The sequence below is a fragment of the Enterococcus sp. BWB1-3 genome, from assembly GCF_016745275.1.
GTDB lineage: Bacteria > Bacillota > Bacilli > Lactobacillales > Enterococcaceae > Enterococcus_L.
The window spans coordinates 64,524-81,588 of the sequence record NZ_JADOEP010000019.1; the positions used below are offsets into that span (position 1 = coordinate 64,524).

Sequence of the window (17,065 nt, forward strand, 5' to 3'; positions counted from 1 at the left end):
ACTACTAAATAATGAAATTGAGGTGATCATTGTGCGTTGTCCAAGATGCCACCATAATAACTCAAGAGTGATTGACAGTCGTCAGGCAGATGATGGAAGAGCAATTCGAAGAAGAAGAGAATGTGAAAACTGCCAAAATCGTTTTACGACCTTTGAAAGAATAGAAGCGGCGCCCTTACTTGTTATTAAGAAAAATGGTGATCGTGAAGAATTTAATAGAGAGAAAATATTGAGAGGGCTGATTCGGTCAGCTGAAAAGCGGCCGGTAGCCATGGAACAAATGGTAAAAATTGTGGATAATGTTGAAAATCGGGTACGGGAGCTTGGTGAAAATGAAGTTTCAACTAATCTGATTGGTGAATATGTAATGGAGGATTTGGTCAATTTAGATGAGATTGCCTATATTCGTTTTGCCAGTGTTTATCGTCAATTTAAGGATATGAGTGTATTTCTTAAGGAATTGCAGGAGATTGTCGATAAGGCGCACTTAGATAAAGATGATACGGAGAACGAATAAGGAGGTCTTTCCGTGACAAATAACAGGAAAGAAATCCAGCCAAAAAATATTTTTAAAGTATTGGTTAACCATCCCTTTTCAGATTTGGAAAAAGATATCCTGATTTTTCTCTATCAGCCGATTGTAGGAGCTAATGCCTTTAGTTTGTTCCTGACTCTGTTAGGAGAAGTAAAGCAATCAGGTCTCAGCGATTCTCTTTTTCACAGAGAACTAAATCTTCTGCTGGATCTGAGTACCACACAATTGGAAGAAGCAAGAGCAAAGCTTGAAGGGATTGGACTGCTGGATACATTCGTTAAAGAGGATGCAGAATTGGATTGGGTATATGTTTTTCGACTAAATCATCCGGAGGCGGTTGAAGCATTTTTTAAGGATGAGGTACTGGCATTAACCTTGCTGAATCGTGTGGGGCAAAAGAAATTTGATCAGCTGTTTGAACGTTTTCAACCGGAGTTTATGAATCTTGCCGGCTATGAAAATATTTCCTGTGGCTATCAGGATGTCTATTCATTTAAGGAAGAACAATTGATAGCCGAAGGAGCTCTTCTTGAAAATTTAAAGCAGGCTTTTAAAGATCCGGTACCTGTCAGAACACAGTCTGTTATTGATGAAGCAAGGTTTGACTGGTCCTTCTTTATCTCGCAGGTTGAACGCTTTGGGTTGAAGATATCAAATGACAATAGGGATTTGAAAGAAGAGATTTATTTATTTAATAGTCTTTATGGCATTGATGAGCTGGAAATGCTTGAATTCATTAAAGAAACATTTGATTATCAGACAAACGGAATTGACAGAGCAGCATTAAAAAGAGCAATTACACGTCATTATAGTGACAGCAAACCGCAAAAGGCTGTCCAGGTTAAAAGAAATGAACGAGCAAATCTTACAGAAGAGGAGCAGCGTTCTTATCGATTTAATTCATTGAAGAAAGATGGCTTTTCTGACGAAGATATTCGTACGATTCTTGATAGTGAAGCAATCCCTCCAATGACCTATCTTGCGGCGATTAAACAGCAGACCGGAGGCTTTGAAATCGCACAGGAACGCTATATTATTGAGTACTTGGTCAAACGTTCAGGCTTGCCGAACAGTGTAATTAATATTTTGATTTCGTATGTTTTAATTATTCAAAAGCAGGCTACTTTGAAGGCAGAGTATGTATATACCATTGCGAATGACTGGGCAAAGAAAGAAATATTTTCCCCTGAAAAAGCAATGAGCTATTTGAAAACCAAACAGGAAGAAAATCTTAAGAGACGAAATAATAAAGGCTATTCATCAAACAGAAAACAACCAGTAATCCGGAAAGAAGCACTGCCGGATTGGGTGGCAAATCCTGTTCCGGAAGAAAAGCTGTCAAAAGAAGAACAAGAAAAACTGGATAAAGAAATGGAAGAGTTTTTGAGGAGACGAGGTGAAAGATAATGGAAGATGTAGGTAAAGAAATGTCAAAGATTATTCGCAGGAGAGACTTGAACGACCGCTTTACCGAACTGGTAAATACCGTATTGGATAATCCGGATGTGAAGCAGTTTATTTCGGAGCACCGGGATCGGCTGACAGACGAAGATATCCAGAAAAGCTATTCCAAGCTGTATGAATTCGTTCAGGAAAAAAAGAAATTCGATTTAAATGATCCGTCAATGATTGCTCCCGGCTATGAGCCGAAACTTACGCTAAATTTCCATTATATTGATGTAACCTATGTACCTACTGAACTTTTGCTGACACGACAAAGAGAAGAGGAAGTTCGTAAACGAGTTAGTGCAATGACGATGCCCAAAGACATTCGAGAAGCTACCTTCAGCAAATTTGACCGCTCATCCAGCGGTCGCTTTGAAGCGCTGAGTGAAGCAACGAAATTCATTGACGCATATATTGCCAAACCCAAGGATCTTCATAAGGGACTGTATTTACAGGGAACTTTTGGTGTAGGAAAATCCTATCTGCTGGGAGCTGTTGCTAACGATTTAGCTAGAGACGGATTTTTAACGACAATTATTCATTTCCCTACATTTACAGTAGAGATGAAACAGGCAATTGCCAAAGATCTGGTAGGTGAGAAACTGGATGCGGTCAAGAAAGCTCCGGTACTGATGATCGATGATATAGGAGCCGAATCAATGACCAGCTGGATCAGAGATGATATACTAAGTGTTATTCTTCAATATAGAATGCAAGAGCAGCTGGTAACGTTCTTTTCTTCAAATCTGAGTATGAAAGCTTTGGAAGAGCATTTAACGATTTCTCAAAGAGGAGAGCAGGAGCCATTGAAGGCGAAACGGTTAATGGAACGCATCCGCTATCTGGCAAAAGAAATCAGCATGAGCGGACAGGATCGGAGAAATGGCTGATCTATATGAGATAAAATTTTAATCTCATTATTTAATAATGAATGGTATGTAATAATACAGAGAGTTTATGATAATTGTTTCTAGACTTTCTGTTTTTTTATTATTCATTAATTTTTCCTAATGTTGCTCCTTGTTAGTTTACAGAGAGAAAAAAAACTTTTAAACTAAATGTGGTTTAATAAATATTTTTTGGAGGGATTGGAATGAAAAAAGTTAAAATGATACTTTTAGCAGCCGTATCTATTTTCATATTGGGTGCCTGCGGATCAGGCAATAATACTTCCAACGAAAGCAGTGAGAGCAGTGTGGCGAAAGAGGAATCAACGAGTCAGACCGGAGAGCAATCATGGTCAGGAAGCTCCGACAGTCAGTGGAGTTCGTTAGTTTCTGTATTTACTGGTGTATTGAGTGAAGATGCAGAAGCCGCTGAGCATGATGGGGCAATTCGTCTCGTACTGAATTCAATTGAAGCTGTCGACGATCCTGAAGTGTTTTTGCCTATGATGGAAACGGACGGTGTAATTTTAAATGTTTCTGAAGATCAGTTGGCAGAAGGTTTAACGCTGGATCAATTAAAGAGTGGAGATAAAGTTCAGTTTACTCTGACAGGGATGCCGGCAATGACCGCGTCTATTCCTCCACAAGTAGCAGGAAATGCAGTGAAAATTATTGAGAAGGTTAATTAACAAATTTGCGGTAATTATAATAAGTTAATAGGGAAATATAAATCAGAATCGGCAGAAAAACTGCCTGGTTCTGTTTTTTTGGAAAGAAATGCTTTTTTGTCCTAAAAAATGACAATAGGTTCATACTGAAGGTGGATTTTTTTAGTGATTGTCTGCTGCTGTATTGATTGGCAGTGAAAAATAAAAAGTGGTTGTAACGAAAAATATAATGTTTGACCTTTGTTGACCAATTAATTATAATTTAGTTATGAGTATTCGATATCTTTGTATTTTGTGAACAGAAGTTTCATAATTAGTACAAGAATGTTTTTATAGAAAACTATATTTTTTAGGAGGGAATACAGTATGAATATTGAAAAAATGACTACTACATTACAGGAAGCAATTGCAGAAGCACAGAAAATCGCAGTAACAAGACGTCATCAGGAAATTGATATTGCACATTTATGGAAAATATTTTTACAGCCAAATCATTTTGGCAGGAATTTTTATACAGATGCCGGAGTTGATATAGAAGCCTTTGAAAGAGAAATTGATAAAGCACTGGATGAATATCCAAGTGTTCAGGGAGGAAATGTTCAATATGGTCAAAGCATGAGTCGAAATCTGTTCAATTTATTAAATGAAGCAGATAAACTACGTGAATCTTTTCAGGATGAATACTTGTCAACAGAAATTGTCGTTCTGGCTTTGATGAAATTGAAAAATTACCGATTGACAAAATATTTAGTCAGTCAGGGGATTACGGAGAAGGAATTGCGTGCGAACATAGAAAATATTCGGGCAGGTGAACGAGTGACTTCTCAAAATCAGGAAGAGCAGTATAAAGCACTGGAAAAATATGGAGTGGATTTAGTTCAGCAGGTTAGAAGCGGGAAAATGGACCCGATTATTGGTCGTGATGAAGAAATTCGAGATGTCATTCGAATCTTGTCAAGAAAAACTAAAAATAATCCAGTTTTGATTGGTGAGCCCGGAGTTGGTAAAACGGCCATTGTCGAGGGACTTGCACAACGGATCGTGCGTAGAGATGTACCGGAGAACCTAAAAGACAAAACGATTTTTTCTTTAGATATGGGTGCATTAATTGCCGGAGCAAAATTTCGGGGTGAATTTGAAGAGCGTCTTAAAGGTGTATTGAAAGAAGTCAAAAAAAGTGATGGCCGGATTATTCTATTCATTGACGAGATTCATAATATTGTCGGAGCAGGAAAAACAGAAGGCAGTATGGATGCCGGTAATCTGTTAAAACCGATGCTGGCCAGAGGAGAGCTGCATCTGATCGGTGCAACAACATTGGATGAATACCGTCAGTATATGGAAAAGGATAAGGCTCTCGAGCGTCGTTTCCAAAAAGTTTTGGTGAAAGAACCGACAGTGGAGGATACGATCAGTATTTTACGTGGATTGAAAGAGCGATTTGAAATTCACCATGGTGTAAATATCCATGATAATGCTTTGGTTGCTGCGGCTGCATTATCTGATCGCTATATCACAGACCGCTTTTTGCCGGATAAAGCAATCGATTTGGTTGATGAGGCTAGTGCAACGATTCGTGTAGAAATGAATTCTATGCCAACTGAACTGGATCAGGTGACCCGGCGATTAATGCAATTGGAAATTGAAGAGGCAGCCCTGAAAAAAGAATCAGATGATGCCAGCAAGAAACGATTGGCAAATCTTCAAGAAGAACTGGCAGAGCTTAGAGAAGAAGCTAACAACATGAAGCTGCAGTGGGAGACTGAAAAGGAAGAAGTAAATGCAGTCAGCAACAAACGGGCTGAAATCGATAAAGCCAAACACGAGCTGGAAGATGCTGAAAATAATTATGATCTGGAGCGTGCAGCAGTTCTTCGCCATGGAACAATTCCTGAGCTTGAAAAGGAATTGAAAAATCTGGAGAAAAAGAACGACGACAGTAATATAAAGATGGTGCAGGAATCTGTTACAGATCATGAAATTGCACAGGTTGTCGGACGCTTAACAGGAATTCCTGTTACAAAACTTGTTGAAGGCGAACGGGAAAAGCTGATGAAATTGAATGAAACTCTTCATAAGCGTGTGATTGGACAGAATGAAGCGGTAGATGCTGTGAGTGATGCAGTGATTCGCTCTCGTGCAGGTCTGCAGGACCCAAATCGTCCTTTAGGTTCTTTCCTTTTCTTGGGACCGACCGGAGTTGGTAAAACGGAACTGGCGAAAGCGTTGGCAGAAAATCTTTTTGATTCTGAAGAACACATGGTACGAATTGATATGAGTGAATACATGGAAAAACACAGTGTCTCCCGATTAGTTGGTGCCCCTCCAGGCTATGTTGGCTATGAAGAAGGCGGGCAGCTGACTGAAGCTGTAAGAAGAAATCCGTATACAATAGTTTTGCTGGATGAAATTGAAAAGGCGCATCCAGATGTCTTTAATATCCTTTTACAGGTTCTGGATGACGGGCGCTTGACTGATTCCATGGGACGTGTGGTTGACTTTAAGAATACTGTTATGATTATGACCAGTAATATCGGTTCACAGCTTTTACTGGAAGGAGTGACTGCTGACGGTCGTATTCCGGAAGATGTAGAAGAGCAGGTTCGCAGTATTCTTCGTGGGAACTTTAAACCAGAATTTTTGAATAGAATTGATGATACCATTCTATTTACACCATTGAGTATTGCTGATGTGAAGGGTATTATCACCAAACTGACTGCTCAGTTGTCAAAACGTTTGGAGCATCAGGAAATTATGCTGGTTATTTCGGATGAAGCTAAAGAATGGATTGCTCAGCAAGCTTACGATCCTGCATATGGTGCCAGACCGTTGAAACGTTTCCTGACAAAAAATGTGGAAACACCTTTGGCGAAAGAAATTGTTTCTGGAAAAGTGATGCCGAAAACAAAAGTCACCATCAGCTTATTGAACGATCATCTGGTATTTGAGAATAAAGTAATTGAAACAGAAGAATAGGATTTTGGATATTTTTTGACAGATCAGACAGAAGCAAACAGCTTCCGTCTGATCTGTTTTTCTATATGATAAGAAGGGGAGAAGCCGTATGGGAAAAAATGAAGGAGTGCATCGCTGCATTTGGTGATACAATCAATCATTGCCATTATTAGCACAATTATTTTTCTGGAGCTGCAGATTAAATTGTCATTAGTGGGTAAAAAAGAACTTTATAACAGAACTCCGAGTTGGATAAACAGAAAGAAATGGCGTGTCAAAATATTTAAACTGCTGCTGATTTTGAGAGGCGAAAGAGAAGGTCAGCGCTTAATGATGGAAAAACATAAAATACAAGAGATCATGGAACAGACAAATAATAGAGTAAAGCAATATGAAAGTCATCGACATAGGAGATAGCATCAACGAAATATCAACTATATTAAGTAAAGTATCGAAATCTGTTTTTTTATGGGTTTCAACGTTTTTTTATAATCAAGATTGAAAACTACTGTTATTTTATCCATCTAGTTTTGAAGCATCCTCTTTCCAACGTAACTATAGAAAGGACGATTCAATTATTGATAATTTCACTTCAAAATTGAAGGGTGAAGGAAAAGAGGTGCAAGTGAATCCATTCAAAAAATATGTTTGATATGTCTAGTGAATTAAGAGAAAAAAGCTCTAACGATATCGTGATAAAATTGAAATAGATTCTTGAGATACAAGAGATCTGCTGAGAGATCATTTCAGCAAAAAACATGGATCACAAAGATAACAATACCAGCTTTGTTATCTCTGTGATCCATATTTTGTATTGTAAAGCTTTAGGGGGCTGTGACAGAAGTATATCTGAGACCCCTAAAGCCGAATAAACGGTGTTCTAGACTTTGTATGACTCGAGCATTCGTAAGAAGCGTAAAATTAAATCCCCTCCATGCTTCGAGGATCGAAACGAAGTCCTTCAATTCTTAGTGGCTTTGCTGTTTAGAAATTGATGAGATCGAAACGAAGTGAAGTGAGAACCGTAGACGCAGAAGTTGTCTCTTCGGAAATAAGTCGAACTATACTGAAAATATGAGTAGCTATTTTCGTATATTCCGACTTATTGTCATAAATCACTACGATTGACTCGTCAGAGTAGATGATGCATGATACCTACCTGGTTCTTGAGACAGAACACTTCTTATACGAAAACTAAAACCCAAAAAATGCAAAAAAAGACTACCTGCTGCTTAATGTGTGGTTAGTCAAATTTGGTCTAGAACACTTTAGCAGTTGTTTGTTAAGGTGTTCTTTCTATTTTGTAGATAATTTTCTCCAAGTTCTTGATAACGGGACGCATCGGAAAACATCCGATAAATGATTCGTACCATCAAATGTACGGTCGCTACAACCGCTTTTTTGTGTCCGGTATTCCTTCTTATCCGAAAGAAAAATGCCTGTATTCGATTGGGTTTCCCTTGGGAAACGGCCAATGCTCCTTGTGCTAACACTTTTTTTAGATAAGAATTACCTTTCCCTACACGTCTGCTGTAGGTTTTTCCAGCACTCTGATTATTCCCCGGACTCACTCCTGCCCACGAAGCCAAATGTCCAGCTGTTGGAAAGACAGACAGATCTATCCCGATTTCTGCGAGCACAACTGCGGCTGTTCGCCGATTGATTCCCGGGAGTTCTTCTAACCGTTCCACATACTCTTCATAGGGAGTGAGATAGTCGTTGATTGTTTCTTCGACTTCTTGAATTTGTTTTTCTAAACACTCAATTTGTTTGTAAAATTGGGGCAGTAACTCGTCTAAAATACTTACTCTGTAAAGGTGCTCTCTGCCGAGGGCTGTTGCTTTCTTCCAAAAGGTCGCTTCACACTCCATCTCTCCAGTGTGGTAATGAGTAAAAAAACAAAAGAAAAAGCCGAACCTTTTGATTCGACTTCCTAATTCTTTTCTTGTGTCTTACTCTCAAACAAATAATTTAAAGATCAAAGGTAACAGAACTAAACAAGAAATGATAATCAACAAAATTATCATTTTATTTGAACTAATCTTATAACTATCCCTTTTTACATGCGAATAAATTAACAGAGCTGAAAATACAGCATAAGACAAAACAACAAAAAATGATTCTTGTTGAGGAAAGAAATGAGTCAAGCCAAATCTTAATACAAGAGCTACAAAAAAACCAACTAGCAATACCTTGCTGTATGAATGTTTCATTCTTTTGTCCTCAAACATTTACTGTCTCCAAATTGTAGATAATCTCCAATTACGAATAGCTACAACATATCCATGGTTCGTCGAGCGTTCAACATAAGCCGCTACAAGCCCAATAACTGCAAAAGCTAAAGACCAACCAATCCCAGGAGCCAAGCAACCAATCACTGTAGCCGCAGCAGCAGCATACCAATAATAATCTCTGATAAACGAAGCACTAAGATAGATATCCCATGACCCATTTCCTCTTTTAACAATTTTCGTTACTCCAGCAGCTCTTGCTTTAGAAGGAACTTGTTTAATATCTGCGCCTTGACTCTTAAGAAGCTGAACTAATTGTTTATCTGACAAAGAAATTTCATCACCGGTTGTATCAATTCCCAATTCTTCAGCAACAGTTTCTACACTTTCTGGATTAATTTGATTCACATTGAATCCTGTTTCTTCTTGAGCTTGAGCTAAATAATTTTGAACAGCAACTTCATCATAAATTTCTTTAGCATCTCCATCTAAAAGAGATAAATCATTTACTTGTTCAATAGCTACAGCTGATCCAGTAGCATTAGTTTCTGCAAAAGCCACAGTATTAGGCACCAAAAAACTAGATAGTAAAACCAAAGACATAGCACTTGGAACTAATTTGCTCTTAAGAACTTTTTTGTTCAAAAAACCACTCCTAAAGTTATTTTTTTATAATTATAACAATACAAAATTCCAATGTCAATCGAATTGTCAGAAAATTCTTTCTATTCCTCGTATTTCTTTCGATACTCTTTGAAAATACTGTTAAAAGTCATTAACTGCCGACCTTTTAAAATAAAATGCAATGTGTCAAAAATGCCTTGGTGTCATAAATCACTACGATTGACCTATCAGAGTAGGTGATGCATGATGCCTACTTGGTTCTTGAGGGGAATACTTTTGCTCCTGCGGTTACTCGTCGCATGGAGAGATTTGCTCCTGCGGTTACTCGTCGCATGGAGAGATTTGCTCCTGCGGTTACTCGTCGCACAAAAAGCTTGCTCCTGCGATTACTCGTCGTATGGAGAAGCTTTGTCATAACCTCGTCATAGTAACAAAGAACTTCTTCTTTTGAAAGAAGTCTGATTTTCTTGTAGATTTTACCGTCTTTATAATTAGCTGATATATTGGTTGAAAGCAAACCTCTTTTTTTGAAAATATCGCCTTTTTCATATTGGTCCAAAACTTTTTAACCGCATAACAGCCTCTTTTTATTTAAATAAATTACCGCCATTTACTGTCCTCCTTATTTTAAATCTTAATCTTTTGACAGCTTGCGAAATGCATAAGCTCTGAAATAATTTGGATTATGACGTTGAGTGACACTGTAAACTGTTAAGATCAAAGATCCAGCTGTGTTAGTTAACAAATCGCCCATAGTGTCCATCAGAGCTTCTCTGCCTACATACAGCTGACCAGATTCTGTCATGTAGCGCTGCAAATTCATATTTCCGAGACTGTCGCAAAGAAATTCCCAAAATTCCCAGAAGACACCGCAGATACCTGCAAATGCAAAGCCCATAATAATGAAAAGCCATGGGCTGATGGAAGAATAATCGCTGTTGCGAAGATAATGATTAATCAAGGCATAACCAACAGCCACCAATAAAATAGGACTGACCGCATGTAAAAATTTATCCCATAATGGAAAAATCAGCATAAATTGAAATCCGGTTCCTAAAAATACGGAAATAAAGAGAAAGAACCAATAATATAGACGGATAATCTTTGGAAAAATTAATCCGGTAAATTTAGTAAAAATAAAGGGAATAAAAATCGTTCCGATACCAGCAATCATTTCGACCGTTAACAATTGATAAAGGCTGGTTGGTTCTGAAATGAACATTCTTACAAAGTTCATAACTAAAGTAAAAATTCCAAATAGCAGCAGTCCAAAAAAGGCTGTGCGTTCCTGTTTGTCTTCAAATTCTAATTTCATTTTTTTCTCCTTCCAGCATTGATCATGGCTAGGATTTTGCCCCTTTAATGGCTGTCAATAAATGCTTTCACAGCAGTTAAAAACTGTTTTTCCGTCCCATAAATATTGCCGTTTAATTTAACCAGTCCAACCGTATATAAATTTAAGTAATGGAACTGGTTCTCTGCTGTTTCCTGCAAGGCAGCAAGCTTTTTTTGATTGTCAGCGCCTTGCTGACGAGTGTCGGTATAAAGAGCAATGACTGGGATTCCTTTCGCATAGGCCACACCGATTTCAGAGGCTACGCCGGGATCTATTGTCAGACCGTCAAGTACAGCCACCAACAAGCTGCTTTCAAGCACTCTTTCTGTATCGGCTAGAGCAATCATTTTACTGTCGGCGTACGCTGCCTTATCATTAATATCTGCATTTTCCTGAGGCAGATAGACTGTAACCATTTGATCTAATGCTCGAATTTCCTTTACTAAGTGTTCATTATAGCGTAAGTCTGCGTTGGCAAACATCGGTCCTGCGAAGTAAATATTCATGTGTTGATTCCTCCAATAGTAAAATAGAATGGTATAGCTGATTGATGCAGTATCCAGTTTTCAGAATGTTGTTGATAAGATAATTAGTCAATATTATCGTACTTTGTTTCTAAAAATTATCACTAAAATATGCTTCCTGATCGGGAAGCAGCTTTTCCAATATGTTTAATGTCGCTTTATCTGTGTTGATTCGTTCAATCTGATAAAGATAGTTTGGTCTGCGATAATTCATAAACAGACAAGTCAAGGTTTGGATATCAAGCCTCACTGGTTTTCCAACAGGCTGATCTGAAATAGTCAGAGTGTCTTGGTCATCCCAGCTTAAACCAAAAATCCCATTGTTCCATTCAGCAACTGGATCTTTAACCACAAAATGAAACGGCTCGGTACTGCTTTTAAAAGGATAAGCTGCTAAAAACTCTTTTACATCGACGATACGCGCCATAAAATAAGGCTCAATCGTTTCTTTAATTTGGCTGTCTTCCAGTAAAAATGCCAGAGGTTCATTCTTGTAGATATCACCCTTAACCCAATAAACCATGGAGAAATGAGCGGAGATGAAATTCCATAAACCGTTTCTGGCTTCCTGATTCAGATAAAACATCTCTTTGACATGGAACACTTCTTCTGCAATCCAGTAAAACAGCACGCCAAGAGGCTGCTGTTGTTCATCATAGTAAATGGCAGCTGTGTGCTCTTCCTGATTTTCAAAGCGCCAGTATTCTTCCCAGTTAAACTCACTGCGGATCATCGCCCCATGATTCTGACGGGCAAATTTATTATAAACAGTGAAGATATCTTCATGTTTAACAGAGACACGTTCAACTAAACCAGGAATATCAACGGTTTTTGGCAGTTGGGTATCACGGATTTTAAATGACAGCTTATCTGAGAGAATTTCCCAGCCCTTTCTGCGATAGTAGGGAACACTGTAGGGATATAAATAAGAAATCCACTGCTTGTCTGCCCGCATTGTTTTTAAAGCAATATGGATTAAGTCCTGCATCAATCCATGATTTGCATATTCCGGATAGGTCCCTACTCCAGTAACTCCGCCCATCTCATAGATTTTTCCGTGAATATTCACTTTGCAGGGATAGATAGAGAGTTGGGAAATCAGCTTGTTTTCATGAAACCAGCCAAATACTTTCGATACTTCCAGAATAGGACGCTTAGATTTTACAAATTCCCTTTTGTTATGAAATCCGCTTTCCTCCAAATCAGATTCTGTTACTTGAAAAACATAGCTGAGCAGCTCGTTAAACTGGTTGAGATATTCTTCTCCAACAGGTCTTAATTCCAGCTGTTTACGAAATTCCTTTTGATCCATCATTTTCGCTCCAATAAATAATAATTTAGAAATCATTTAGACTAGGGCGTGTCTGAAAAGTTAGTGGAATTTGAATTTTTCCGTGATTTTTGTTGAAATCAAGGAAGAAAACACAGCTTATGCGGATCATAAGCGAGTATTTATGACGATGAGTTCCATAAAAATCATCAAAATATTCACCGCTTGAGTTTTCAGACACACCCTAAGTATATCAAAAAAAGATGAAACATACAGACGATAGGCTGGAATAACGGGAATTTACTTTTTTTCAGGATACAGTGAGGCATTGCTGATTCTAAAAAGTGAATAGTTCGAGAACAGTGTTTATATGCTGATTTAGCGGTTGTTTTTTTAAGCCGTTAATTTTCTGAAAAAATGATTTTCCATAACTGCTGCTTTTGGTGAAAGTTCTTTAAATCTATGAAAAACCTTGTTATAATGATAACTGCTGATTGAAAAGAAATGAGGAAGACAATGAATATAAATGAAATGAAACAACGACAGGAGAAAATTCGTAATTTTTCGATAATCGCTCATATTGACCATGGGAAATCAACGCTGGCTGACCGAATTCTGGAAAAGACAAATACAGTGACGTCCAGAGAAATGCAGGCACAGCTGCTGGATTCTATGGATTTGGAAAGAGAGCGCGGAATTACGATTAAATTAAATGCAGTTGAATTGAACTATACAGCTAAAGATGGTGAAATGTACATCTTCCATTTAATTGATACCCCGGGGCATGTCGACTTTACGTATGAAGTCTCCAGAAGTCTGGCTGCCTGTGAAGGAGCAGTTTTAGTTGTTGATGCTGCACAGGGAATTGAAGCACAAACACTTGCCAATGTTTATCTGGCTTTGGATAATGATTTGGAAATTTTACCGGTGATTAACAAAATTGATTTGCCGGCTGCTGATCCGGAACGGGTTCGTCAGGAGATTGAAGATGTGATTGGAATTGATGCCAGCGAAGCAGTGCTGGCAAGTGCGAAAGCAGGAATCGGAATCGAGGAGATTCTTGAACAGATTGTGGAATATGTACCTGCTCCGGATGGAGATGTAGAAGCGCCGTTGAAAGCATTGATTTTCGATTCCGTTTATGACAGCTATCGTGGAGTTGTACTGAATGTCCGAGTGATGGATGGAGTAGTTAAACCAGGTGACAAGATTCAGATGATGAGTAATGGTAAAACTTTTGATGTTACTGAAGTCGGTGTCTTTTCGCCAAAAGGAATTGCCAGAGATTACTTAATGGTGGGCGATGTTGGCTATATTACTGCCAGCATTAAAACAGTTCAGGATACACGAGTTGGGGATACAGTGACTTTAGCAGATAATCCGGCTGAAGAAGCATTGGACGGCTACAGAAAAATGAATCCAATGGTTTATTGCGGACTGTATCCGATTGATACATCCCGGTACAATGACTTACGAGAAGCACTGGAAAAACTGCAGCTGAATGATGCGGCGTTACAGTTTGAACCGGAAACATCTCAGGCATTGGGCTTTGGTTTCCGTTGCGGATTCTTAGGTTTACTGCATATGGATGTAATTCAGGAACGCCTGGAAAGAGAATTTAATTTGGACTTGATTACAACTGCTCCGTCTGTTATTTATCATGTAAATAAGACAGATGGAACAAAAGTTGTGGTTGATAATCCGGCAGAATTTCCCGAACCGGTGACCATTGAATCAGTTGAAGAACCTTATGTAAAAGCACAGATCATGGTCCCGAATGAATATGTTGGTGCGGTGATGGAGCTGTCACAGCGTAAGAGGGGCGAGTTCATCACCATGGATTATCTGGATGATTACCGCGTAAATGTGGTGTATTATATTCCTTTATCAGAAATTGTCTTTGATTTCTTTGACAAGCTGAAATCAAGTACCAAAGGCTATGCCTCCCTTGATTATGAAATGAGTGACTATCGTGCAAGTCGATTGGTGAAAATGGATATTCTGTTGAATGCCGAGAAAGTCGATGCACTGAGCTTTATTGTACACAGAGACTTTGCCTATGAACGCGGAAAAGCGATTGTTGAGAAGCTGAAGAAACTGATTCCTCGTCAGCAGTTCGAAGTACCAATTCAGGCTGCTATCGGACAGAAAATTGTTGCCCGTTCTGACATTAAAGCGCTGCGTAAAAACGTACTGGCTAAGTGTTACGGCGGAGATGTTTCCCGTAAACGCAAACTTCTTGAGAAACAAAAAGAAGGGAAGAAGCGAATGAAACAAATAGGATCGGTCGAAGTGCCGCAGGAAGCCTTTATGGCAGTTTTGAAAATGGACGAGGACGAGCCGAAGAAATAGCTTATTTAAAATTGAAAAGCCTATTAAATTAGCCTTTTCGAGTGGTGGAAAATCTGTGATTTACCTGTTTAAAAAAGTTTAAACTGTCATTTGGTTGTCACGGTGATACTCAAATTAACAAAAATGGAATATTTTCCTTGAAGGTTTTTAACCATCAGCGTATGATGAAAGCATCTCATAAGGAGGTGCTTTTTTCAGTGCGCCAGGCATGGCGACTATCTAGGTGGTGAAAGTCCACTGCGAGGGTACACATCGACCAATCGCTAGAGAAACACAAGGTGGCATTCGTGAGGATGTGGCTGAAGGAAGCGTGTATCAAATTCTTGGCTCGACGAACAGAAACCTGATACCAAGGCTCGGTAAGTGGATAAGGTTCCTGAACAAACCAAAGTCCAAAAGATGTGCGTAAACTTATCGGGTAAATCAGGCGAGTAAAAGAGGAAAGTTAGTCGTCTTACCCTGGGAGGTCTCACGGACGACTGAGGAGAACCCTAATAAGAAAGTCGGTCGAAAAAGGTTTATCGTGAGAAGTCAGCAGAGGTCATAGTAATGGAATTTTTTTCCCATGAAGGACCGAACAATTTATAATGTTTCTACACCACGAATGCGTGAAAGAGTTAATTCTGAATGTGTTAATAAGGAAAGTATGAGCGTATCTCAAAGGATAATCAAAAGAGAATAATCTTTCGCTACGTGACAGGAAGGAAGAAACGAGTATGGAACTTTTAGAACAAATCTTGAGTAATCAGAACATGAACCAAGCTTACAAACGTGTTTATCGTAATAAAGGGGCAAGTGGAGTAGATGGAATTACAGTGGAGGAATTGAAGGAGTATCTTCGTGAACATAAAGAGGAGCTGCGTTCTCAAATTCGCCAACGTAAGTATAAGCCACAACCAACATTACGAGTAGAAATTCCAAAAGAAAATGGAAAAATGCGTCAATTAGGTATTCCGACTGTAGTAGATAGAGTGGTCCAACAGGCAATCAACCAAATACTAGGTCCATGGATTTCGTCCGAAACGTAGTTGCGAAATGGCGATTATTCAAGCAATAGAGTATCTGAACGATGGCTATGACTGGGTAGTTGACATCGACTTGGAACGTTTCTTCGATACGGTTCATCAGGATAAACTCATGCGAATCATTTCCTACACTGTGAAGGACGGGGACGTTATCTCACTGATACGTAAATACTTGGTAAGTGGTGTGATGGAGGATGGAAAGTATGTGGAGACGCCTGTGGGTACACCACAAGGAGGGAATCTCAGTCCATTATTAAGCAATATCCTGTTAAATGAACTGGATAAAGAGCTGGAAGCAAGAGGATTGCGATTTGTCCGCTATGCCGATGACAGTTTGATTTTCGTTAAGAGTGAGAAAGCGGCAACACGAGTATTGAACTCAATGACACACTTTATTGAAAAGAAACTGGGACTGAAAGTGAATGCCGAGAAAAGCAGAATCTCCCGCCCCAACAGGACCAAGTTCCTTGGATTTGGCTTCTACTTTGATACAAACACCAAGAAGTATCAGAGTAGACCTCATAAGGATTCAATCAAGAAGCTTCAACGAAAACTCAGAAAACTAACGAAGAGAAACTGGAGCGTTTCGTTGGATGAGAGAATCACCAAACTGAATCAGGTGATAAGAGGTTGGGTGAATTATTTCCGTATCGCGAAGATGAAAGGTAAATTGGTAGAAATTGACCAAAAACTCCGCTCAAGGCTCCGTGTTATTATCTGGAAACAGTGGAAGAATAATGGTAAACGCATTCGATCACTCTTTCAACTGGGGATTCCAGAGGAAGCGGCCAAAGGGCTCACCTATTGTCGAAAAGGGTATCGCTACATTGGGTTATCCAAAGTTGTTCAACGAGCACTCTCAAATAAACGGCTTGAGCAGAGAGGAATACCGTCTGCTCTTGGACATTATCTAAAAGTACACACTGAAATATAAATTGAAACGCCGTATACGCGAACCGTTCGTACGGTGTTGTGAGAGGGGCGGAAAGTTAGCTAACTTTCCCCTCTACTCGATTGTCTGAAAACTGAACAAATGTCAATAAAGTAGACACAAAAAGAGCAAATACCTAGTGAGAATCAAAGTATTTATCCTCCATTTCATTTGGTGTAAGCATATTTAGGGTGCCGTGAGGGCGTTGGGAGTTATAGAATCCTTCGATGTACTCAAAGTATGCCAGTTGTACTTCTTTGAGAGAAGAAAAAAACTCTTCT

The 17,065-nt window shown here is 39.0% G+C and carries 14 protein-coding genes and 1 pseudogene; 8 read left to right on the forward strand and 7 right to left on the reverse strand.

The genetic code is table 11. From position 1 onward, the window contains the following. The first annotated feature begins 31 nt into the window (after positions 1-31). From nrdR to IW492_RS12960, 6 genes are all read left to right on the forward strand, one after another. Positions 32-517, forward strand: a complete 486-nt coding sequence (gene nrdR / locus IW492_RS12935; protein WP_202068057.1) for a transcriptional regulator NrdR — start codon at positions 32-34, stop codon at positions 515-517. A gap of 12 nt (positions 518-529) precedes the next feature. Continuing rightward, positions 530-1,942 (forward strand): replication initiation and membrane attachment family protein, encoded by a 1,413-nt coding sequence (locus IW492_RS12940; protein ID WP_202068058.1) that lies wholly within the window; start codon positions 530-532, stop codon positions 1,940-1,942. Further along, positions 1,942-2,871 (forward strand): primosomal protein DnaI, encoded by a 930-nt coding sequence (gene dnaI, locus IW492_RS12945; protein ID WP_202068059.1) that lies wholly within the window; start codon positions 1,942-1,944, stop codon positions 2,869-2,871. The genes IW492_RS12940 and dnaI overlap by 1 nt, the downstream gene beginning before the upstream one ends. Positions 2,872-3,074: 203 nt before the next feature. Continuing rightward, positions 3,075-3,557: a hypothetical protein gene (locus IW492_RS12950; RefSeq protein WP_202068060.1), complete on the forward strand. Its 483-nt coding sequence runs from the start codon at positions 3,075-3,077 to the stop codon at positions 3,555-3,557. Positions 3,558-3,902: 345 nt separating this feature from the next. Next, positions 3,903-6,512, forward strand: a complete 2,610-nt coding sequence (gene clpB, locus IW492_RS12955) for an ATP-dependent chaperone ClpB (protein ID WP_202068061.1) — start codon at positions 3,903-3,905, stop codon at positions 6,510-6,512. Between the two features lie 120 nt (positions 6,513-6,632). Then, positions 6,633-6,908: a hypothetical protein gene (locus IW492_RS12960; protein WP_202068062.1), complete on the forward strand. Its 276-nt coding sequence runs from the start codon at positions 6,633-6,635 to the stop codon at positions 6,906-6,908. 851 nt (positions 6,909-7,759) lie between these two features. On the opposite strand, the gene IW492_RS12965 is transcribed toward IW492_RS12960, so the two are convergent. The 6 genes from IW492_RS12965 to IW492_RS12990 all read right to left on the reverse strand — a co-directional run bounded on the left by IW492_RS12965 (position 7,760) and on the right by IW492_RS12990 (position 12,518). Continuing rightward, entirely contained in the window at positions 7,760-8,362 is a 603-nt protein-coding gene (locus tag IW492_RS12965) for a transposase (RefSeq protein WP_236671907.1), read from the reverse strand. A 360-nt stretch (positions 8,363-8,722) separates the two neighbouring features. After that, entirely contained in the window at positions 8,723-9,367 is a 645-nt protein-coding gene (locus tag IW492_RS12970; RefSeq protein WP_202068063.1) for a hypothetical protein, read from the reverse strand. 229 nt (positions 9,368-9,596) lie between these two features. Continuing rightward, positions 9,597-9,905: a hypothetical protein gene (locus IW492_RS12975; protein WP_202068064.1), complete on the reverse strand. Its 309-nt coding sequence runs from the start codon at positions 9,903-9,905 to the stop codon at positions 9,597-9,599. A gap of 75 nt (positions 9,906-9,980) precedes the next feature. Continuing rightward, complete coding sequence (locus IW492_RS12980; RefSeq protein ID WP_202068065.1) at positions 9,981-10,661, reverse strand: hypothetical protein; 681 nt, start codon at positions 10,659-10,661, stop codon at positions 9,981-9,983. Positions 10,662-10,705: 44 nt separating this feature from the next. Then, positions 10,706-11,188 (reverse strand): nucleoside 2-deoxyribosyltransferase, encoded by a 483-nt coding sequence (locus IW492_RS12985; protein WP_202068066.1) that lies wholly within the window; start codon positions 11,186-11,188, stop codon positions 10,706-10,708. Between the two features lie 109 nt (positions 11,189-11,297). Beyond that, complete coding sequence (locus IW492_RS12990) at positions 11,298-12,518, reverse strand: GNAT family N-acetyltransferase (protein WP_202068067.1); 1,221 nt, start codon at positions 12,516-12,518, stop codon at positions 11,298-11,300. A 474-nt stretch (positions 12,519-12,992) separates the two neighbouring features. On the opposite strand from IW492_RS12990, the gene lepA reads away from it, so the two are divergent. Together lepA and ltrA are read left to right on the forward strand one after the other, a co-directional pair. Further along, complete coding sequence (gene lepA / locus IW492_RS12995) at positions 12,993-14,828, forward strand: translation elongation factor 4 (protein WP_324254773.1); 1,836 nt, start codon at positions 12,993-12,995, stop codon at positions 14,826-14,828. Positions 14,829-15,544: 716 nt separating this feature from the next. After that, positions 15,545-16,787, forward strand: a pseudogene (ltrA, locus tag IW492_RS13000) (group II intron reverse transcriptase/maturase). Between the two features lie 133 nt (positions 16,788-16,920). On the opposite strand, the gene IW492_RS18720 reads toward ltrA, so the two are convergent. Beyond that, positions 16,921-17,065: IS3 family transposase (locus IW492_RS18720; RefSeq protein ID WP_202068069.1), on the reverse strand; the 145-nt coding region annotated here is incomplete at its 5' end.